At 62.7% G+C, this 21,718-nt stretch carries 17 protein-coding genes; 12 read left to right on the top strand and 5 right to left on the bottom strand.

The features are described from left to right. Window positions 1-77 precede the first annotated feature (77 nt). Entirely contained in the window at window positions 78-1,313 is a 1,236-nt protein-coding gene (locus C5J24_RS30625) for an OpgC family protein (protein ID WP_105401638.1), read from the top strand. 68 nt (window positions 1,314-1,381) lie between these two features. Here the strand turns inward: C5J24_RS30625 and C5J24_RS30620 are convergent, their stop codons facing one another. After that, window positions 1,382-2,914 carry a UxaA family hydrolase gene (locus C5J24_RS30620; RefSeq protein ID WP_105423436.1) on the bottom strand — a complete coding sequence of 511 codons (1,533 nt, stop codon included), beginning with the start codon at window positions 2,912-2,914 and terminating at the stop codon, window positions 1,382-1,384. 34 nt (window positions 2,915-2,948) lie between these two features. Further along, the gene (locus tag C5J24_RS30615; RefSeq protein WP_046638285.1) at window positions 2,949-3,650 is read right to left on the bottom strand and encodes a FadR/GntR family transcriptional regulator; all 702 of its coding nucleotides are present in this window, start codon (window positions 3,648-3,650) and stop codon (window positions 2,949-2,951) included. A 279-nt stretch (window positions 3,651-3,929) separates the two neighbouring features. Here C5J24_RS30615 and C5J24_RS30610 point away from each other — a divergent pair, with 279 nt between their 5' ends. The 9 genes from C5J24_RS30610 to C5J24_RS30570 all read left to right on the top strand — a co-directional run bounded on the left by C5J24_RS30610 (window position 3,930) and on the right by C5J24_RS30570 (window position 12,932). Next, window positions 3,930-5,495, top strand: coding sequence for a sugar ABC transporter ATP-binding protein (locus C5J24_RS30610; RefSeq protein ID WP_105423434.1), 1,566 nt, complete (start codon window positions 3,930-3,932; stop codon window positions 5,493-5,495). 9 nt (window positions 5,496-5,504) lie between these two features. Next, window positions 5,505-6,533: an ABC transporter permease gene (locus tag C5J24_RS30605; protein ID WP_105401640.1), complete on the top strand. Its 1,029-nt coding sequence runs from the start codon at window positions 5,505-5,507 to the stop codon at window positions 6,531-6,533. Between the two features lie 98 nt (window positions 6,534-6,631). Continuing rightward, window positions 6,632-7,573 carry an ABC transporter substrate-binding protein gene (locus C5J24_RS30600; protein ID WP_046607376.1) on the top strand — a complete coding sequence of 314 codons (942 nt, stop codon included), beginning with the start codon at window positions 6,632-6,634 and terminating at the stop codon, window positions 7,571-7,573. A gap of 74 nt (window positions 7,574-7,647) precedes the next feature. Beyond that, window positions 7,648-8,661, top strand: coding sequence for an aldo/keto reductase (locus tag C5J24_RS30595; RefSeq protein ID WP_105423432.1), 1,014 nt, complete (start codon window positions 7,648-7,650; stop codon window positions 8,659-8,661). Between the two features lie 3 nt (window positions 8,662-8,664). Beyond that, window positions 8,665-9,483, top strand: a complete 819-nt coding sequence (locus C5J24_RS30590) for an amidohydrolase (RefSeq protein ID WP_105401642.1) — start codon at window positions 8,665-8,667, stop codon at window positions 9,481-9,483. Between the two features lie 4 nt (window positions 9,484-9,487). Continuing rightward, a complete protein-coding gene (locus tag C5J24_RS30585) occupies window positions 9,488-10,495 on the top strand; it encodes a zinc-binding alcohol dehydrogenase family protein (protein ID WP_105401643.1) in 1,008 nt (335 codons plus the stop codon). Window positions 10,496-10,506: 11 nt separating this feature from the next. Then, complete coding sequence (locus tag C5J24_RS30580; protein WP_105401867.1) at window positions 10,507-10,836, top strand: L-rhamnose mutarotase; 330 nt, start codon at window positions 10,507-10,509, stop codon at window positions 10,834-10,836. A gap of 66 nt (window positions 10,837-10,902) precedes the next feature. Continuing rightward, complete coding sequence (locus C5J24_RS30575; RefSeq protein ID WP_105423430.1) at window positions 10,903-11,637, top strand: SDR family oxidoreductase; 735 nt, start codon at window positions 10,903-10,905, stop codon at window positions 11,635-11,637. Between the two features lie 17 nt (window positions 11,638-11,654). Then, window positions 11,655-12,932 carry an L-fuconate dehydratase gene (locus C5J24_RS30570; protein WP_105401645.1) on the top strand — a complete coding sequence of 426 codons (1,278 nt, stop codon included), beginning with the start codon at window positions 11,655-11,657 and terminating at the stop codon, window positions 12,930-12,932. Window positions 12,933-12,962: 30 nt separating this feature from the next. Here the strand turns inward: C5J24_RS30570 and C5J24_RS30565 are convergent, their stop codons facing one another. After that, the gene (locus C5J24_RS30565) at window positions 12,963-14,372 is read right to left on the bottom strand and encodes a mannitol dehydrogenase family protein (RefSeq protein WP_105423428.1); all 1,410 of its coding nucleotides are present in this window, start codon (window positions 14,370-14,372) and stop codon (window positions 12,963-12,965) included. Window positions 14,373-14,657: 285 nt separating this feature from the next. On the opposite strand from C5J24_RS30565, the gene C5J24_RS30560 reads away from it, so the two are divergent. Both C5J24_RS30560 and C5J24_RS30555 read left to right on the top strand, forming a co-directional pair. Continuing rightward, window positions 14,658-15,230 (top strand): hypothetical protein, encoded by a 573-nt coding sequence (locus C5J24_RS30560; protein WP_105401647.1) that lies wholly within the window; start codon window positions 14,658-14,660, stop codon window positions 15,228-15,230. Between the two features lie 96 nt (window positions 15,231-15,326). Next, entirely contained in the window at window positions 15,327-16,610 is a 1,284-nt protein-coding gene (locus C5J24_RS30555; RefSeq protein WP_105401648.1) for a cystathionine gamma-synthase family protein, read from the top strand. Window positions 16,611-17,028: 418 nt separating this feature from the next. On the opposite strand, the gene C5J24_RS30550 is transcribed toward C5J24_RS30555, so the two are convergent. Both C5J24_RS30550 and C5J24_RS30545 read right to left on the bottom strand, forming a co-directional pair. Beyond that, window positions 17,029-17,268, bottom strand: a complete 240-nt coding sequence (locus C5J24_RS30550) for a hypothetical protein (protein ID WP_172724190.1) — start codon at window positions 17,266-17,268, stop codon at window positions 17,029-17,031. Window positions 17,269-18,642: 1,374 nt separating this feature from the next. After that, window positions 18,643-21,718 (bottom strand): beta strand repeat-containing protein (locus C5J24_RS30545; RefSeq protein ID WP_371674859.1); only part of this gene is annotated, 3,076 nt, incomplete at its 5' end.

The raw sequence follows: 21,718 nt of genomic DNA, 5'->3' as shown, positions 1-21,718 counted from the left end.
CATCCTGGCCCGCAGAGGCCTTACGGACCGAAAGGCGAAAGCCCATCGGAACCGGCAAAAGACGGAGACCGCGACCGATGAAACGCTTTGATATTATTGATGGTATGCGAGGATATTTCCTCGTTTTCATGGTGCTGAACCATCTGATCTTTGCCGGCGGCTATCTTCTGGTGAAGATCAACCACAATCAGCTCGCCTTCGTTGAAGACGCCCAGGGCTTCGTTTTCCTGTCCGGCCTGCTGATCGGCATGGTCTATGCCAAGAAGATGCTGAAGAACGGTTATGCGGCCGGACGGACGGCCATCTACAACCGGGCGTTCGAGCTTTATCGTTATGCGATGGGCATCGTGCTGGTTGTGCTGGTCGCGCAGATGCTTCTGCCCGGCGCCTATTCGATCTGGTTCAATTGGCTGGGTTACACGACCTTCGACGACCCGCTGCGTCTCGCAGCGATCGCGACGTTCCTCTACCAGCCGACCTTCATGGACATCCTGCCCCAGTATATCGTCTACATGCTCTTTGCGCCGATGCTGGTGAAGCTCGTGCTGGAGGACAAGTGGCATTATGTGGTGGCCGGTTCGGTGATCCTGTGGATGGCGGCCCAGCTCGGCCTGCAGCAGATCGCCACGACACCGCTCAACGACATGGTCATGGGGGCGGACGACCAGGGCATCCGCGTATCGTTCAACCTGCTCGGCTGGCAGGTCGTGTTCTATTCGGGCCTCGTGCTCGGCGCGCTGACCTCGTCCGGCAAGATCAAGTGGAGCAATATCCTGTCGCCGGACAATACCTTCATCCCGAAGCTGGCGCTGCTGATGGTTCTCTTCTTCCTGCCGCTGCGCCTGATCACCGCGCATGAACTGATGCCGCCGCACATGATCGGCAAGTTCGCCTCGATGGAGATCCGCGCCGATTTCGGCCCGGTCTATCTCCTGAACTTCGCAGCCGTCGCCATGCTCGTCACCTGGCTGATCGTGGCGGGCCCGAAGCACAAGGCCGAATGGGTACGCCGGATCGCCGGTGCCATCACCTGGGTGTTCTCGATCAAGTACCTGCAGCTTCTCGGCCGCCACTCGCTCTACGTCTATGTGTGGCACGTCGCGATCGTCTATTTCGTCTACTATTTCGACGGACGGACGCCGGAGCTCGACGAGTTCACCAAGACGGCGATTGCGCTGGTCTCGATCGCGCTGCTGTCGCTGCCGGCCCTGTGGCGCGAACGCGACAAGCTGTTCGGCACGGCGGAACCGGCGCCGGTCAAGGTGCAGCAGCCGGTAAAGCCCGGCGCACCACAGCAGATGGTCATTCGGTAAGCCCGCTCCAGGCAAAATTAAGGGCAGTGGCTCAGGCCACTGCCCTTGGAATTTCGGAGAGGGGTATTTTACGTCACTGCCCCGACCTGCCACGGCACGAATTCGTTGTCGCCATAGTCGTAGATCTCGCTGAGCGTCTTCTTGCCCGAGGCGACCGCGATCACATCCTCGAAAATCCGCAGCCCCGCCTGTTCGATCGTCTCCTCGCCGGTGACGATGCCGCCGCAGTTCAAGTCCATGTCTTCCTTCATGTGCTCGTACATTTCGGAATTGGTGGCGATCTTGATGCAGGGCGACGGCTTGAAGCCCGAAACCGAGCCGCGGCCGGTGGTGAAACAGATGACGTTGCAGCCGCCCGCCACTTGCCCGGTCACCGCGACCGGATCGTAGCCGGGCGTATCCATGAACACGAAACCCGGTTCCGTGACCGTCTCGGCGAACTCGTAGACCGCCTTCAACGGCATCGAACCGCCCTTGGCGACCGCGCCGAGCGACTTTTCCAGGATCGTGGTCAGGCCGCCGAGCTTGTTGCCGTGTGACGGGTTGTTGTTCAGCTCATCGCCGTTGCGGGCGGTATAGTCCCGCCACCAGTCGATCCGCTGCAGAAGTTTTTGGGCGACGTCCGGCGTCACCGCGCGGCGGGTGAGCAGATGTTCGGCGCCGTAGATCTCCGGCGTTTCCGACAGCACCGTCGTACCGCCGTTGCGGACGATCAGGTCCGAGGCATAACCAAGCGCCGGATTGGCGGAAATCCCGGAATAACCGTCCGAACCGCCGCATTCGAGCGCCAGTTTCAGTTTCGACAGAGGTTGCGGCGTGCGCGTCGCGGCATTCACGCCGGGCAGCATTTCCTTGATGATCGCAATTGCCGCATCGATGGTCTTGCGGGTGCCGCCATGCTGCTGGATGTTCATGGTCCGCAGCCGTTCGCCCTCTTCCATGCGGTAATGTTCGAGGATCGGCGCGATCTGGTTGGTTTCGCAGCCGAGGCCGATCATCAGGATGCCGCCGAAATTCGGATGCCGTGCATATCCCTGGATGGTGCGGATCAGCAGCCGGTAACCTTCCGACTTGTTGTTGAGCGCACAGCCGCCACCATGGGTGAGCGCCACGACGCCGTCGATATTGTCGAAACCGTCCAACCCGCCCAGACGGTTGAAATAGTCGGCGATGTAGCGCGACACCGTGGCGGAACAGTTCACCGACGAGATGACGCCGATATAGTTGCGGGTGCCGGCGCCGCCAAGGCCCCGGTCGTAGCCCATGAAGGTGCGCCGCTCGGCTTCCGGCAGCATGCCCTTTTCCTCGATATCGACGCTGAACTGGTGCTCGTGCTCCGAGGGCAGCATGGCAAGATTATGCAGGTGCACATGGCTGCCGGGGGCGATGTCCTGCGTTGCGACGCCGATCACCTGCCCGTATTTCTTGACCTCGCCACCATTCGGTATTGCCCTGATCGCCACCTTGTGGCCGCGGCCGATCAGTTCGCGGGCCGCAACGTCGCCGAAACCGGTCGGCGCGCCGGCCTGCATCGACCGCCGTGCGACACCCACGTCGTCGATCGGGTTCAAGATGATGATGGGTGAAGCCGCAAAATCCATTTTTTTGTTTCCTCCCGAAACCGCCACAGGAATATCACCGTGTCTCGTGGTTCATCCAGCGCTGTTTCGATTCCTCCAGATGGGCATGCATCATCGCCTGGGCGAGAAGCGGGTTGCGTGTTTCCAGCGCCGCATAGATCGCCTCGTGTTCGGCCAGGGCAGCGCCCCAGGTCTGCGGGGTCTCGAACCGCACCCGGATCTGCGCCGACATCGGGCTGTGGCGCTCGTCGAACAGGTCGCCGACGATATGCGCCAGCACCGAATTGCCCGACTGGCTGGCGATGGTCAGATGGAAAAGCCGGTCGAGGTCGAGCGCCTTGCGCCCTTCGGCGATCTCCGTGCGCATCTGGTCGAGCGTCTGGCGCAGCGACCGCAACGTCTCCGGCGTGATCCTTGCCGCTGCGAGCAGGATGACCGCGCCTTCGACGGCGGCCCTTGCCTGCATCAGTTCGAGCGGGCTTTCGCCCATGGAGCCGCTTTGCCATGGCCGGCGGTCCGGCTCGGCCGTCACGTAGATACCCGACCCCATTCGGATTTCGACGCTTCCGTCGATCTCAAGCGCGATCAGCGCTTCGCGCAAGGACGGGCGCGAGACGCCAAGCTGCTGGGCAAGCTCCCGCTCGGCCGGCAGGCGTGCGCCGGCCGGAAACTGGCCGCCCTGGATCAGCACCCGGATCTGGTCGGCGATCTGCTGATACAGCCGCCGCGGTTCTGCCGTCTTAATGGGTCCGTTCATGAATTTCATCGTCCTGACAATGTGGCCTTACCATATCAGCAGGCGTGAGGAGAGCAACAAACAAATTTCAGTCGTTGATTTTAAAGGCTTTAATCGTTCTCATTCCTTTTTCCTTTTGCCGTCACGGGTCGGCACCTGGGTTCTGAAAAAATTGGCTTGACCACTTCCGCCCTCAGGTTTACCCATTATCAACGCCGGAGGGAGGAGCCGCCGGTGAATGGGCCTGACCGGCCCGGGGAGGCAAATGTGGAAAACCGTCCGGCCGAGCTTGGGCAGACTATGCATGGCGCCGCCACGCTGCCGGGCCGTGCCGCATCGGCTTCCACGACCCAACCGCTGCTGCGCCTCGACAATATCAGCAAGGACTTCCCGGGCGTCAAAGCGCTTGCCAACGTCCATTTCGACCTCCGCCGCGGGGAAGTTCATGCGGTCTGCGGCGAAAACGGCGCCGGCAAATCGACGCTGATGAAGATCGTCAGCGGCGTCTACCAGCCGAGCGCCGGCACGATCACCTACAAGGGCGAGGAACGGCATTTCTCCTCGACGCGGGAATCGGAAGCCGCCGGCATCGCCATCATCCACCAGGAACTCAATCTCGTGCCACACCTGACGGTGGCGGAAAACATCTATCTCGCCCGCGAGCCGCGCCGTGGTTTCCTCGCAGGAAGCTTCCTCGTCGACCGCAAGAAGCTGCGCGCCGACGCCAAGCGCTGCCTCGACCGGCTGGGGGTCGACATCAATCCGGATCGTCCGGTGCGGGGCCTGTCCGTCGCCCAGTGCCAGATGGTCGAGATCGCCAAGGCGCTGTCTCTCGACGCCGAAGTGCTGATCATGGACGAACCGACCTCGTCGCTGACCGAGCAGGAGACGCGGCTGCTGTTCAAGGTCATCCGCGACCTGAAAGCATCGGGCGTCGGCATCGTCTATATCTCGCACAGGCTCGACGAAATGTCCGAGATCGTCGACCGGGTCACGGTGCTGCGCGACGGCCGCCACATCTCGACCGACGATTTTGTCGCCACCAGCATCGACGCGATCGTCTCCAAAATGGTCGGCCGGTCGCTGGAGGAGAAGTTTCCGGAACGGACCTCGGTCCCGAGCGACGAGGTCATCTTCTCGGCGCAAGGCCTTTCGCGCGCCGGCGTGTTCCGCGATATTTCCTTCACGCTGCGCCGCGGCGAGATCCTCGGCTTTGCCGGCCTGATGGGCGCCGGACGCACGGAAGTGGCGCGCGCTATCTTCGGCGCCGATCCGCTCGATACCGGCACGGTCACCCTGCATGGCGATACGCTGACCATCACCTCGCCGCGCGATGCGATCACCGCCGGCATCGCCTATCTGTCCGAGGACCGGAAGGCGCAAGGGCTGGCGGTCAAGATGCCGGTCGACGTCAACATGACGCTCGCCAACATGGAGGCGGTCTCGAACCGCTTCGGCCTGATCGACTTTGCCAAGCATGCCCGGGCGACGAAAGAGTACATCGATCTCCTGAACATCCGCACGCCCTCGATCAAGCAGCCGGTGCGGCTGCTTTCGGGCGGCAACCAGCAGAAGATCATCATCGGCAAATGGCTGTTCCGGAAGTCGAAGCTGCTGTTCTTCGACGAACCGACCCGCGGCATCGACGTGGGCGCCAAGCTTGCGATCTACCGGATCATGGACGAGCTTGCGGCCAACGGCATCGGCGTCGTGCTGATCAGTTCCGAGCTTCCGGAAATTCTCGGCATGACCGACCGCGTCGCCGTCTTCCACCAGGGCCGGATCACCGGCGTGCTGGAGACTGCGAAAACCGACCAGGAAGAGATCATGCGATACGCCTCCGGCTACGCTCGGTCGGCAGGATGAGGGCATAACATGGCTGAAATCACCGAAGTTTCGAAACAGAAGAGCGGCACGTTCAGCGACCGCCAGAAGGATATCATCCAGAAATTCGCCGCGCTCGGCAGCCTGTTCGTGCTGATCGGCGTCTTTTCGGCGACCAGCAGCGCCTTCTTCACCATCGACAACGGCATGACGGTGGCGCTGCAGGTGACCTCGATCGCCTTCCTTGGCATCGGCGCCACCTGCGTCATCATCACCGGCGGCATCGACCTGTCGGTCGGTTCGGTCCTGGCGCTTTCCGGGGTGGTCGCGGCGCTGGCGGTCAAGGATTTCGGAACGCCCGTCTGGCTTGGCATGATCTGCGGCATTCTCACCGGCTCGGCCTGCGGTTACGTCAATGGCATTCTCGTCACCAAGATGAAGCTGCCGCCGTTCATAGCGACACTCGGCATGATGCTGATCGCCCGCGGTGTGGCGCTGCAGATCACCGGCGCGCGGGCCGTCTCGGGGCTTGGCGAATCCTTCGGCGAGCTCGGTAACGGCTCGCTCTTCCGGGTCGTCACCATCGGCGACGACGGCTTCCCGACCATCGTTTTCCCCGGCATCCCCTACCCGGTCATCCTGATGATCGCGATCGCCATCGCCGTCTCCTACATGCTCAACCGCTCGGTGCTCGGCCGGCATATCTATGCGGTCGGCTCGAATGCGGATGCTGCGCGGCTTTCGGGCGTCAATGTCGCCCGCATCGTCAGCTTCACCTACGTTCTCTCCGGCACGCTCGCCGGCCTGACCGGCTGCGTGCTGATGTCACGCCTCGTCACCGCCCAGCCGAACGAGGGCGTGATGTACGAACTGGATGCGATCGCCAGCGCCGTGATCGGCGGCACCTCGCTGATCGGCGGCGTCGGCACGATTTCCGGAACCGCGATCGGCGCCTTCGTGATCGGCATCCTTCGCAACGGCCTCAACATGAACGGCGTCTCCGCCTTCACGCAGCAGATCATCATCGGCCTCGTCATCCTGGTCACCGTATGGATCGACCAGTTGCGCAACCGCCGCTGAGATAAGGGCACGCGGACCTTTACCCGCGAGACGTCAAGGGAGTGAGGAGCTCTCTAGAAAAACCGGCCGTTTCAGGCCAACGAAAAGAGGAGGAAGACATGAAAAAGCTTGCTGCCGCACTGCTGACATCCGTGATCGCACTGACTGCGTTCTCGGCTCAGGCTGGCGAAATCGCCGTGATCGTGAAGACCGTCAATTCCACCTTCTGGCAGAATGTCCAGAAGGGTGCCGATGCCGCCATGAAGGCCGGCGGGGGCAGCAACACCATGACCTTCCAGGGACCGGCTGCGGAATCCGCGATCGCCGACCAGGTCAACATGGTCGAGAACGCCGTCAACCGCAAGGTTTCCGGCATCGTGCTGGCGCCGTCCGATCCGGACGCACTGGTTCCGGCCGTCAAGAAGGCCTGGGAAGCCCGCATTCCGGTCATCATCGTCGACTCGCTGCTCGCCAAGGGATCCGAGCAGTATTACCAGTCGTTCCTCGCCACCGACAACAAGAAGGCCGGCGAGCTTGCCGCCAAGGCGCTGATCGACAAGGTGGGCAAGGAAGGCAAGATCGCCGTGATGTCCTACGTCGCGGGTGCCGGCTCGGAAATCGGCCGTGTCGGTGGCTTTACCGACTATATCAAGGCGAACTCGAAGCTGACCATCGTCGGACCGTTCTACTCGCAGTCCCAGATGGCGACCGCGCTCAACCAGACGACCGACGTGCTTGCCGCCAATTCCGACCTCAAGGGCATTTTCGGCGCCAACGAGCCGACGGCGATCGGCATGGGCCGCGCGCTGAAACAGTCCGGCAAGGCCGGCAAGGTGGTCGCGATCGGGTTTGACGGAAACCAGGACCTGCAGGAATTCGTGAAAGACGGAACGCTTTCCGCCATCGCGGTGCAGGGCTCCTTCCAGATGGGCGAACTCGGCGTCAAGACCGTGCTCCAGTCGATCAACAAGGAGAAGGTCGAAAAGTTCGTCGATACCGGTGTCGTCGTCGTCACCAAGGACAATATCGACAAACCGGAAGCCAAGAACGTTCTCTACTAACCTTACCCCCAGCGGGCGCGCATCGCGAATGGTGCGCGTCCGTGATCCTATTCCAAAGGACTTCGGACGATCCCATGAATGTCACCGAGCGCCGCAAGCTGCCCCACGCCTCCGTCGAATTGACCCAGATGGGGCTCGGCTGCGCGCAGATGGGCAGTCTCTACCACAAGACCTCTTACGAGGAATCGGCCGGCGCCTTTGGGGCCGCCTGGGAGGCGGGCATCCGTTATTACGATACGGCGCCCTTCTACGGATACACGCGCTCGGAGCGGCGGCTCGGCACCATGCTGACGGACCTGCCACGCGGCGACTTCGTGCTCAGCACCAAGGTCGGCCGGCTCATGCAGCCGGACGAGACGGTCGGCTCGCAGGAAGACGGATATGTCGAGCCGCTGCCCTTCCGGCCGGTCTTCGACTACAGCTATGACGGCATCATGTGGTCCTTCGAGGCAAGCCAGCAGCGGCTCGGCATCCTCAAGCCCGATATTCTCTACATCCACGATATCGGCAGCATGACCCATGGCGACCGGCATCAGCACTACTGGTACCAGCTGACCGCCGGTGGCGGCTTTCGCGCGCTGAAGAAGCTGCGTGAGGAAGGACTTACCAAGGCGGTTGGCCTCGGCGTCAACGAGTGGGAGATCATCCGCGACGCGATGCAGGTCTTCGATATCGACGTCGCCATGCTCGCCGGCCGTTATACGCTGCTCGAACAGCAGAGCCTCTCGTTCATGGACGACTGCGCCAGCCAAGGCGTCGGCATCGTGGTGGCCGGGCCGTTCAATTCCGGCCTGCTCGCCGGCAACCGCAAATTCAACTATGCCGACGCGCCGGCCGATATCCTCGCCCGCGTCGACGTGTTGCGGGCGGCCTGCGAGGAAGAGGGCGTCAGCCTGCAGGCGGCGGCATTGCAGTTTCCGCTGGCCCATCCGGCCGTGGTGACGGTCGTCTCCGGCGCACGCACCGCCGAACAGATCAAGGCGAATGTCGACTGGTTCGAAGAGCAAATCCCCGCCTCCTTCTGGTCCCGCCTGAAAACCCGCGGGCTGATCGCCGATGGCGCACCGCTACCCTGCCAGGGGGGCTGAACCATGCGGATCGACGCGCATCAGCATTTCTGGCGGATCGCGGACCGGACCGGCCAATGGCCGCCGGCCGAGCTTCAGGCAATTCACCGGGACTTCCTGCCCGGCGATATGCGCCCGCTTCTCGATGCCGCCGGCATCGACGGCACGGTGCTGGTGCAGACCATGGAGAGCGAGGCGGACACCGCCTTCATGCTCGATGTCGCCGACAAGACGCCCTTCATCCTCGGCGTGGTCGGCTGGACCGATATGAAGGCGCCCGGCGCGCCGGCAGCCATTGCCCGGCTGGCCCGGCATCCGAAGCTTAAAGGGCTGCGGCCGATGCTGCAGGATATCGCCGACGACCTCTGGATCAACGATCCGGCGCTCGATGCAGCCGTGGCAGCTATGTGCGAGCACAATCTGGTCTTCGACGCGCTGGTGCTGCCGCGCCACCTCGAACCGCTGCTTGCCTTCGCCCGGCGACACCCGGATCTGCCGATCGTCATCGACCACGGTGCCAAGCCGCCGATTGCTGAAGGCCGTTTCATCGACTGGTATGCGCGCATGAAAGTGCTCGCCGAACTGCCGAACGTTCATTGCAAGCTGTCCGGCCTGCTGACCGAGGCGGGCGACCAGAAGCCCCAGGCGGTTCGGCCTTATGCCGAAACCATTTTCGACCTGTTCGGCCGAGAACGGGTCATCTGGGGCAGCGATTGGCCGGTGCTGAGGCTTGCCGGAGATTACCAGACCTGGCTGGACCAATGCCTCGATATCGTGCCCGCCGACGCTCATGGCGAGGTCTTCGGCGGCAATGCCCAGCGTTTCTATCGACTCGGAGCGTAAGAGTATGCTGACTATCATCTGCGACGAACCAGGCAAACTCAGCGCCATCGACCGCCCCAAACCTCTTCGCGGCGAGGGTGAAGTGTTGGTGAAGCTGCGGCGCATCGGCGTCTGCGGTACCGACCTGCACATCTTCACCGGCAACCAGCCCTATCTCTCTTATCCGCGCGTCATGGGTCACGAGCTCGCCGGAACGGTCGAGGAAGCACCGGCCGGCAGTGCGCTTGAGGTCGGCGATACCGTCTCGATCATGCCCTATATCTCCTGCGGCCACTGCCATGCGTGCCTCAAGGGCCGGACCAATTGCTGCCGCAACCTCGGCGTCCTCGGCGTGCATCGCGACGGCGGCATGACCGAATATCTGAGCCTGCCGGAAGAATTCGTGCTGAAGGCCGAAGGCCTTTCGCTCGATCAGGCGGCCATGGTTGAGTTCCTGGCGATCGGCGCCCATGCGGTTGCCCGCGCCCGGATCGAGCCGGGACAGAGCGTTCTGGTCACCGGCGCCGGTCCGATCGGGCTGGCGGTCGCGATCTTCGCGACGCTTGAGGGCGCAGCGGTGACGCTTCTCGACAGCCGTGGCGACCGGCTGGACTTCGCCCGCCAGCAGCTTGGGCTCGCCTCCACGGTTCGACTTGGTCCGGACGACCACGATCAGCTCTCAGGCCTGACCGGCGGCGACTTCTTCGACGCCGTCTTCGATGCGACCGGCAATCCGAAAGCGATCGAACGCGGGTTCGGTTTCGTCGCCCATGGCGGCACCTACGTGCTCGTCTCGATCGTTTCGAGCGACATCACCTTTTCCGATCCGGAATTCCACAAGCGCGAGACGACGCTGCTCGGCAGCCGCAATGCGACGGCCGCGGATTTCGAGCGGGTGATGCAGGCCATGCGCGAGGGCAGGATCCCCGCGGCCCTGATCACCCATAGAATGGTGCTGTCGGAAGTACCGGAACGTTTTGCAGGACTGACTGATCCGGCGGCAGGCGTCGTCAAGGCGCTGGTGGAAGTCTGAAGGAGGCGATGATGCAGCGAATGGGCATGGTGATCGGCATCGAGCCGCAGATGATCGCGGAATACAAGCGCCTGCACGCCGCCGTCTGGCCGGACGTGCTCGCCCTCATCAGCCGCGCCAACATCCGGAACTATACGATCTTCCTGCGCGAGCCGGAGAACCTGCTGTTCGGCACCTGGGAATATCACGGCACCGATTTCGAAGCCGACATGGCAAAAATAGCCGCCGACCCTAAAAATCAGGAATGGTGGTCTCTCACCATCCCTTGCCAGAAGCCGCTCGACAGCCGCAAAGAAGGCGAGTGGTGGGCGATGATGGAAGAGGTCTTTCATCTGGATTGAGGATCTCCTCAATCAGACTGACGGCCCGCCAAAACGGTATGAGAACCGGCAATTCGAGGATAAGACATGACGATCAGACTTGATGGAAAAACCGCATTGGTGACCGCCGCAGGCCAGGGCATCGGCCGGGCGGCGGCGCTCGCCTTTGCAGAAGCCGGCGCGATGGTCCATGCAACCGATATCAATGAAGGCTTGCTGGCTGCGCTGCCGAAACTCGACAACCTGAGAACCGCAAGGCTCGACGTGCTGGATAACGCGGCCATCGTCGCCTGTGTCGAGCGCATCGGCACGGTCGACATCCTCTTCAACTGCGCCGGTTTCGTTCACGGGGGCTCGATCCTCGAGATGAAGGACAGCGACTTCGATTTCGCCCTCGACCTCAACGTCCGGGCGATGATCCGCACCATCCGGGCGGTGCTGCCCGGCATGCTTGCGAAAAGGGACGGCGCGATCATCAACATGTCTTCCGTCGCTTCCAGCATCAAGGGCGTGCCGAACCGCTTCGCCTATGGCGTCACCAAGGCCGCCGTGATCGGGCTCACAAAATCCGTCGCCGCCGATTATGTGACCGACGGCATCCGTTGCAACGCCATCTGCCCGGGCACCGTCGAAAGCCCTTCGCTACAGGACCGCATGCGGGCCCAGGGCAATTACGATGAGGCCCGCGCCGCCTTCATCGCCCGCCAGCCGATGGGCCGGCTCGGCACTCCGGAAGAAATCGCCGAGCTCGCCCTCTACCTCGCCGGCGCCACCTATACATCAGGCCAGGCTTACGCCATCGACGGCGGCTGGACCATCTGAGGCAATACGAGAGAACCATGACCCGCATCACCGATCTCCGCGTCTTCGATCTTCGTTTCCCCACATCGCAGAGCCTCGACGGCTCCGACGCGATGAACCCGGACCCGGATTATTCGGCGGCCTATGTCATCCTCGATACCGATAGCGGAGATCTTGCCGGACACGGCCTGACCTTCACGATCGGGCGGGGCAACGACATCTGCTGCATGGCGATCAAGGCGATGCGGCATCTGGTGGTCGGACAGGAACTCGAAACCTTCGCCAAGGCGCCCGGAAAATTCTGGCGGCATCTGACCAGCGACAGCCAGCTGCGCTGGATCGGGCCGGACAAAGGCGCCATCCACCTCGCCACCGGCGCCGTCGTCAACGCCTTCTGGGATCTGCTCGCCAAGCAGAAGGGCAAGCCGGTCTGGCAGCTGGTTGCCGAGATGTCGGCGGAAGAGATCGCCGATATCGTCGACTATCGCTACCTGACCGACGTGCTGTCGCGCGAGGATGCGCTGGCGATCCTGAAACGGGCGGAAGTGGGCAAGGCGGAGCGCATCGAGGTGCTGAAGCGCGAGGGTTATGCCTGCTACACGACGTCGGCCGGCTGGCTCGGTTATCCAGAAGAGAAGCTGCGCCGGCTGTGCAGGCAAGCCGTCGATGCAGGCTTCAACCATGTGAAGATGAAGGTCGGCCGCGATCTCGAAGACGATATCAGGCGCCTGACCATCGCCCGCGAAGTGATCGGTCCCGACCGTTACCTGATGATCGATGCCAACCAGGTCTGGGAGGTCGGCCAGGCGATCGACTGGGTCAACAAACTTGCCTTTGCAAAACCCTTCTTCATCGAGGAGCCGACCAGCCCGGACGACATTGCCGGCCACCGCAAAATCCGAGAGGCGATCGGTCCCGTAAAGGTCGCGACCGGCGAGATGTGCCAGAACCGCATCATGTTCAAGCAGTTCATCGCCGAAGGCGCGATCGACATCGTGCAGATCGATTCATGCCGCATGGGCGGGCTGAACGAGGTGCTGGCGGTGCTACTGCTCGCGGCGAAATACGGCCTTCCCGTCTGGCCGCATGCCGGCGGCGTCGGCCTGTGCGAATATGTGCAGCATCTGTCGATGATCGACTACATTGCCGTATCGGGCACCAAGGAAGGCCGGGTGATCGAATATGTCGACCACCTGCATGAGCATTTCGTCGAGCCCTGCATCATCGAAAACGCGGCCTATATGCCACCGGTGCGACCGGGTTTCTCGATCGAGATGAAACCGCAATCGATCGCCGACTACACCTTCAAGGGCTGATACAAGAGCACGCCCACGAGGATGCCGGCATCAGCCGGCATTCAGTTTTTCAAGCTCCGCGTTCACCTGCGCGCGCCATGCGCTGTTCTCCGTGAGAGCCTGGGGGATCAGGCCCGCAATCGCGAAGAAGGGTGCCGACGGATCCTCCGCCGTCATCCTGGCGGCGGCAGCCTTCAGCTCAGCCGCGCGCGGATCGTTGATCTCCGCAGTCTTGCGCGCATAGGCGATCCAGAGCGCCACAACGTAAGCCGCAGACGACGCATCTCCACCATTCGCCAGCGCTTCCACGGCGCCTGCGAAGATGCGCTGCGGCAGTTTCTGGGTGCCGTCCATGGCGATCTGCTGCGTCTTGTGGGCGATGGTCGGGTTCTCGAAGCGCTCGATCAGCTGGTCCATATAGCCGCCGAGATCGATGCCCGGCACCGGATCGAGTGTCTTCACCGCCTCCGCCATGTGGCGGCGCACCAGCGCCCGGTATTCCGGCACGGCCATCACGTCGCGGACGAATGTGAGGTCCTTCAACTGGCCGAGATAGGCAACCAGCGAATGGGAACCGTTGAGCAGCCGCAGCTTCATCTTCTCATAAGGCTCGACATCGTCGACGAAAAGCGCGCCGCCGGCCTCCCATTTCGGCCGGCCGGCCAGGAAATGGTCCTCGATCACCCATTGCATGAAGGGTTCCGTGCCGAGCGCCAGCCTGTCCTCGGCGCCGATCAGCGTTTCGGCAAGCTCCCGCGTCTCGTCGGTGGCGGCCGGCACGATGCGATCGACCATGCTGGACGGAAAGGCGCCGTGGCCGGCGATCCAGTTGGCGAGCGCCGGATCCCGGGCGCCGGCCAGTTCGATCACCAGCCGCCGCACGATCCGCCCGTTGGTCGGCAGGTTGTCGCAGCAAAGCACGGTAAAAGGCGGCAGGCCCGCGGCATGGCGGCGCGAAAGGCCTTCGACCAGATAACCGATCACACCTTTTGGCGAGGTCGGATCGTCAAGATCGGCCTTGACGGAGGGATGGGTGCGGTCGAGCCCGCCGGATACCGGGTCGATGCCATAGGCCTTTTCGGTGACGGTGATGGTGACGATCCGGATTGCCGGGTCGGCCATCAGCGCCAGGATTTCCGCCTGGTCCTCGACGCCCGACAGGCCTTTTGTGACCGAGCCGACGACCTGGGCGCTGTCGCCTGCGGCGCTGCGGGCAACCACAGAATAAAGCCCATCCTGCGCCGCAAGATCATGGACGATGTCGACCGAGCGTAAGCTGACGCCGACAATACCCCAGTCCCCGAACTCCGCGGCCAGCGCGGCATCCGTATAGACCGCCTGATGGGCGCGGTGGAATGCGCCAAGCCCGATATGCAGGATGCCGGGCTTCAGAAGAGCCCGGTCGAAACCGGGTGCGGTGACATGGGGGGCAAGTGCGGTGGAGGCGGAAAGGCGTGGCATTCTTTGATCATGATGCCCTGAAATACTCGCGGGCATCCTCCCTTATTGACGCCAGCAGTGATAGCCCTGCGCAAGTGCATGGGTCAACGGGCATAGTCCCGATACCTGCCCCCGAAAGCCGGAGATTCCAATCGGGGCGGCACGCAAGAGCCGGGAGCGGCGCTTTCAAAACATGCAAAATCTGATAGTGACGAACCATCGGGGCGCGGGGGCGCCCGGCACATCCACCGATAGACCGGAGACCGGCCGGGTCTTTGGCACGGACGTTGCGGACAGGGGGCATTCATGCGTTTTCTGGCAGTTGTTTCGGTGGCGTTCGGCTTGGCTCTGGCGGGCTGCTCGCAGGTAGCGGAAAAGGCGGAAAATGCCGCCAACCGGTCCTTCACCAGCTATGCGATGGGCCGCCCCTATGCGGAGGTGGCCAATGTCAACCAGTCGACCCTGGCGCGGCTTTCCGGCTCCGAGGCGACGTTCGGGCCGATGATCGGCACGACGCCGCTGAAGAACGGGATGACGATCTACCGGCATATCGCACCGGCAGCAACGACCGAGACCGGTTCGAGCTTCGGCGGGCTGGTCGGCCGCTCGACCGTGTCGCAGACCAACCGGCTTTCCTATTTCCTGGTCGGTGCCGACGGCATCATCAAGGACTGGGCGACCGGCGCGGTACAGGGCAATGTCAGCGACTGCGTGCAATATGTCGGCGGCATCATCAACCGCTGCGCCGACATGCGCCAGGTCGAGGCCTCGCTTGCACTCTACGACATGCGCGTGACGACCAGGGGCGGACAGCCGATCTCGGCCTGGGGAGAGCCGGCGGCGGCAGCCGCACCTCCGGCTGTGCCCGCGGCGCGCTGAGCCACTCGGCTTTCGCAGGTGGCGCCCCTTGGCGGCGGCTTTTCCGATATTATCTCCGGTCATGGCATCCGCTTTTTTCACGCCAGGAGACCGACAATGACCGCCCCGCATCCGTCCAAGACGCATATCGGCAATCACAAGCTCCATCCCGAAACGCAGATGCTGAACTACGGTTACGATCCGGAGCTTTCCGAGGGTGCGGTCAAGCCGCCGGTCTTCCTCACCTCCACCTTCGTGTTCAAGTCCGCCGAGGAGGGCCGCGACTTCTTCGACTTCGTCTCCGGGCGCCGCGAGCCGCCGGCGGGCACCGGGGCGGGGCTGGTTTATTCGCGCTTCAACCATCCCAACAGCGAGATCGTCGAGGACCGGCTGGCGGTCTATGAGCGCACCGAAAGCTGCGTACTGTTTTCCTCCGGCATGTCAGCGATCGCCACGACGCTAATGGCGTTCGTGCGCCCCGGCGACGCCGTACTGCATTCGCAGCCGCTTTATGGCGGCACCGAAACGCTGCTTGCGAAAACCTTCCTCAACATGGGTGTCGCGGCGGTCGGGTTTGCGGACGGAGTCAACGAGCAGTCGGTGACGGCGGCGGCCGAAGAAGCGATGGGCAAGGGCCGCGTCTCGGTGATCCTGATCGAGACGCCGGCGAACCCGACCAACAGCCTGGTGGACGTGGCGATGATCCGCCGGGTGGCCGAGGCGATCGGCGAAAAACAGGGCCATCGTCCGGTGATCGCCTGCGACAACACGCTGCTCGGCCCGGTCTTCCAGCGGCCGATCGAGCACGGGGCGGATATCTCGCTTTATTCGCTGACCAAATATGTCGGCGGCCATTCGGACCTGATCGCCGGCGCCGCACTCGGTGCCAAGGCGGTGATGAAACAGGTGAAGGCGCTGCGCGGGGCGATCGGCACGCAGCTCGACCCGCATTCCTGCTGGATGCTTGGCCGCAGCCTGGAAACACTGTCGATCCGCATGGAAAAGGCCAATACCAACGCGCTCGCCGTCGCCGATTTCCTGCGCGGACATCCGAATGTCGAGAACATCCACTACCTGCCCTATCACGACCCGGCATCGCCGGTCGGACAAGTATTTGCGGCGCAGTGCACGGGCGGCGGCTCGACCTTTTCCTTCGATATCAGGGGCGGCCAGCCGGCCTCGTTCCGGTTCTTGAACGCGCTGCAGATCTTCAAGCTGGCGGTGAGCCTCGGGGGCACGGAATCACTTGCCAGCCACCCCGCGACCATGACCCATTCCGGCGTGCCCGCCGAGGTGCGCTTAAGGATCGGGGTGCTCGATTCGACCATCCGCCTGTCGATCGGCATCGAGCACCCCGACGATCTGATCGCCGACCTGACGATCGCGCTCGACAAGGCGTGACGGGCACATGGTGCCGCCTGGAGACGGCCGGCATAGGGCGCCGTCATTCGCCTGCGTTCGGGCCTGCCGCTGCCACCCTCGGCTCGTCGTCGCCCTCGCCGCCGAGCCGCCTCATACCCGCCAGCACCTTCCGCTAACGCGCACCACCGGGGCCGATACAGCGCGGGAAGGCGCCGTGGCAACCTGGCTTGGCGCGATGCGCTTCCGAAAGCAACCCCTCTGCAGGCTTGGCCCGGCGGCAGGAAGAACGGTCGCAGTTTTCCAGAAGCCGAGATAGGTCTTGAAATACTGATGAGCTTCTGGACCTCGCGGGATTTCCAGCTTTTCGCCAACGCTTTGAACTCGGCCCAGGCCGATCCGGGCAGATAGGGTGCTTTGTCCTTCCTCCAAGAGGCGCAAGCACTCCAACAGTTGGCGGTCAGTGGCCGCTGGCCTCGCGCAGGAGCCGAGATACAGCAGCCGATCGACGGTTGTTGGCTATCTCGGCAGCACCGAGCCGCAAAGGGCTGCCGAGGCGACCGCCTTCATTGCATGGCGGGATGCCGCATTGGACTACTTGTTCCAGAACTTCGCCGCCGACGAGGCCGGCGAAGCAGCGCCGTCGACCATTGAAGACTTCATCAGCGGCATAGGCGCCGATTGCCTTGCCGAGCTTCAAGGGAGAATAGCTGCCCATGCAAGGGCCTGCGCCGGTCCGCCGTGGTGCAGGCCCCCAACCTGACGCAGAACAAACAGGTTCAAAAAGAAGAGGGCTCGCCCGTTTTTCCCGTTCGAGCCCTCAACAGTCTCTTGGCGGTGGGAACATCGCAGATAACCTGAGATACGTCATCCCCCGTTCAGGTTACGCCAAATGACGTAATCTCGCTCGCCGGCATGCCGGTCTGGTGGCTCCCAGCCGCCAAGAAGGCGCGCTTTAACCGTCGCATGTACAGTGAGCGCGGCGGGATGTACCTCACCTCAACAGGTCGTGCCTCGAAGGGGTAGCTGTCCCGCACGGGTAGGGCAATCGTCGGTACGTCGCTGATCGGAGCCAAAGGCGCAACACCTCACGACCAGGAGGCGATCGACGACACGGTCGCTGGTGTGTGGGGGGATTGCCGGGGGACCGGCGTCTGGACGCAGGGCGAGTGCCTGGCACATGACCAGAAAACGGCGAAGACGTTGCGTCCCGGACAAAGATCCAGCCCGCCGCGGCGGAAGTGCCGTGCACGGCCTCTCCCGCAGGGGGTAACCGCCGAGACATCAAAGAGCAGCTGGCAAGTTTGACTGGACCGCAGGATGAGACAGGCTGCTCGGAGTTCGGCATTTTGGAAACGTCATTACTCCAGCGATGCCAATGCTCGCAATGACCGCGAAGTTCGCAACGTATGGGACGATGCGTCTCCTTGGTGGAGCCTTTCTGCTCCGGGCAACTGGCCACGGTCCGTATGGACCCTCATCGTTGCTGGTGTAGTAAATCAGTCCAATCACCATATGCAGCAACACCGACAATGTAGCCATGGACAACCAAAGAAGACCGCTGGTTAGATAGCTCGCGCCGCAGGTTGCAAATGTACCAGCAATATCAATATCCGTGGCAGCAAGATAAATTCTCCTTACTGGATGAAACGCAACCATCGAAACTGCCAAATAGTAAACGGCTACGGCCTTGTCCCTCCAAATGCTCATTGTTATCGATCCATTTGCAGTTCGCCGTCTCAGGCCTGAAGATCCTAAGTAGTCCGGCGCCTTATCCCATGCGAGTTCCGGTGAGCAACGGGGGCATGGTATGCCGGCGGCGCCGCACGGGCATCCTTGTGTTCCCGTGAATGGCTTTGTTGGGTGAGACTAGCATACCCACCCAGTGTCGCGGCAGTCTTTGCATGCAGTCTTTGCAACCGGGGTGCTCGCGCCAGTGCTCGAAATGCACCGCGGCGGACGGACAGGTGACCTGTCCCTCATCCAGGGACGCTGGTCAAGGCACGCCCTGTCGGACAATAGATCGCCCCCACTCCTCCCCGGCAGGATTTCCCGCGGAGAGTCCGAGCGGAAATCAAGTAAACTGGAAATCCCCCAACTGAAGGCTTGATAAGAGCACGTTCTGCAGCGTGATGGTATTGTCCGCATCGGCCGTAATGAGCGTATCGCCGCCAGATTGGTTGGATGCGGCGAGAAGCGATGCCCAATCGGCAAAGATGCTGTCATCGATCTTGATCGTGTCATGTGCCGTACCGGTTGCCACGAAATTTGTGATCGTATCGTGGCCCCAGTCTGGCAGATACACGAAGATGTCTGCGGCCGCTCCACCAGTGAGAGTATCGTTGCCTGCGCCACCCGTTAGCGTGTTGGAGCCCGCACCGCCGACGATAAGGTTGTCGAGCTCGTTACCGATGCCCGTGAATGCTGCCTTGCCCGTATAGATGAGGTTTTCCACATCACCGATGGTGCCCAATGTGTAGCTGGCAAGAGAAACCCGCACGGTATCGATGCCTTCATCAGTGTTTTCGGTGACGGTATCGCCGGCGTTGTCGACCACATAGGTGTCGTCGCCGCTGCCGCCGATCAGCGTGTCGGCGCCGGTCCCGCCGTTCAGCGTATCATTGCCGACCCCACCGGTGATCATGTTGGCTAGCCCATTGCCCGTGCCGGTGAAGTTTTCAGATCCCGTGTAGGTGAGGTTCTCGATATTCGCCAATGCAGCGATCGAATAGGTAGCGAGCGACGTCCGGATCTCGTCCGTGCCGGCTCCGGCTGCCTCCGTAACCACATCGGTCGCCATGTCGACGATGTAGGTATCGTTGCCGAGCCCGCCGACCAAGGTATCGGCGCCCGCGCCACCATCCAGGGTATCGTTGCCGGTTCCGCCGGTAATGACGTTCGCCAATGAATTTCCTGTTCCGGAAAAATCGCCGGTACCCGTAAAGGTCAGGTTCTCCACGTTGGCGACGTTGGTCAGCGCATAGGCAGAAAGCGCCGTCTTGACCAGATCGGTGCCTTCATTGACCACCTCCGTGACGACATCGGCGGCATCATCAACGATGTAGGTGTCGTTTCCGACACCGCCGATCAATATGTCTGCTCCTGCCTTTCCATCCAGCGTATCGGCGCCGACGGCGCCCCTGATTGTATTGGCGAGGCTGTTGCCTGTTCCGGCAAATGCTGCTGCGCCGGTATATGTCAGATTCTCAAGATTGCCAGCAATCGTATAGGCAGCCAGCGCGGTCCTGACGGTATCGGTGCCTTCGTCGGCGTTTTCGGTGACGGCGTCGGCGGCATTGTCGACGATGTAGGTATCGTCGCCGGTACCGCCGATCAGGACATCGGCGCCAGCCTTGCCGTCCAGCGTGTCGTCGCCGTCGCCACCCGACAGCGTGTCGACGGCAGCCCCGCCGGTGATCGTGTTGTCGAGGGCATTGCCCGTCCCGGCAAAGGCCACCGTACCGGTGAAGGTCAGGTTCTCGACATTGTCGGCAAGCGTGTAGCTCGCCAGTGCCGTCTGCATCGTGTCAGTGCCCTCAGCGGCACTCTCGACGATGGCGTCGGCAGCGTTGTCGATGATATAGATGTCGTTGCCGCTGCCGCCGATCAGCGTATCGGCGCCGGCCCCGCCGTTCAGCGTGTCGTTGCCCGCCCCGCCGGTGATCGTGTTGGCAAGCACATTGCCGGTGCCCAGGAAATTGCCGCTGCCCGTGTAGGCAAGGTTCTCGACATTGACGGCAAGCGTCAGCGCGGCAAGCCCGGTCTGGACCGTATCGCTGCCCTCGTTTGCCAATTCCGTCACCACGTCGGTGGCGATGTCGACGATGTAGGTATCGTCGCCGGTGCCACCGATCAGCGTGTCGACGCCTGTCCCGCCATCCAGCGTGTCGTTGCCCGCAGCCCCGGTCAGTCTGTCGGCTGCCGCTCCGCCCTTGATAATGTTGTCAAGCGTATTGCCGGTGCCGGTAAAGGCTGCCGCGCCCGTCGAGGTCAGGTTCTCGACATTGGCTCCCAGCGTGTAGGAGGCCAGGTTCGTCTGCAGCGTGTCGATACCCTCGTCGGCATTCTCGACGACGATGTCGCCGGTACTGATGACATAGGTGTCGTCGCCCGCCCCGCCCTTCAGCGTGTCGACACCCGTTCCGCCGGTCATGACGTTGTTCAGCGCATTGCCATTGCCGGCAAAGGCTGCCGTGCCGGTCTTGGTGAGGTTCTCGACATCGGTCCCAAGCATGTAGCTTGTGAGGTTCGTCTGCACCGTGTCGGTGCCCTCGTCGGCGTTCTCGGTAACGGTATCGCCGGCATTGTCGACGACGTAGATATCGTTGCCCGTGCCACCCGAAAGCGTATCCGCTCCGGCGCCGCCGTTCAGTGTGTCATTGCCCGCATCGCCAGAGAGCGTGTCGTCGCCAGCTCCGCCGGTGATGACGTTGTCGAGAGTGTTGCCGGCGCCCGTAAAGCCCCCGCTTCCGGTGAAGGTCAGGTTCTCGACATTGGCGATCGCCGCCAGCGAATAGCTCGCAAGATCGGTCTTCATGACATCGGTGCCGCCGCCGGATGCCTCGACCACTACATCGCCCAGGGTATCGACGATATAGGTGTCATTGCCGCCACCGCCGATCAGCGTATCGGCGCCGGCCTTGCCGTCGAGCGTATCGGCCCCCGCCCCGCCGGTGATCACGTTCACCGCGCCATTGCCGCTGCCGGTAAACGCCGCCGTTCCCGTATAGGTCAGGTTCTCGACATTCGTTCCAACGACATAGCTCGCAAGCGTCGTCTGGACCGTGTCCGTGCCCTCGTTCGGGTTCTCGACGATGATGTCGGTCGCAACATCGACCACATAGGTGTCGTCGCCCACCCCGCCCGACATCGTGTCGGAACCTGCTCCGCCCATCAACGTGTCGGCGCCCGCGCCGCCGCTTAGATTGTCGGCAGCCGCGCCGCCCCGGATCGTGTTGTCGAGGCCATTGCCGATCCCGGTGAATGCCGCCACGCCGGTATAGGTCAGGTTCTCGACATCGGCGACCGCCGCCAGCGAGTGGTTGGCGAGTGCGGTCCTTATCGTATCCGTACCTTCATCAGTGTTTTCGGTGACAGTATCACCGGCGTTGTCGACCACATAGGTGTCGTCGCCCGCCCCGCCGACACGC

The sequence above is a fragment of the Neorhizobium sp. T25_27 genome (assembly GCF_002968565.1).
Classification (GTDB): Bacteria; Pseudomonadota; Alphaproteobacteria; order Rhizobiales; family Rhizobiaceae; genus Neorhizobium; species Neorhizobium tomejilense.
Note: the sequence above shows the minus strand (reverse complement) of the source record. Positions and strands in the feature narration are given on the sequence as shown.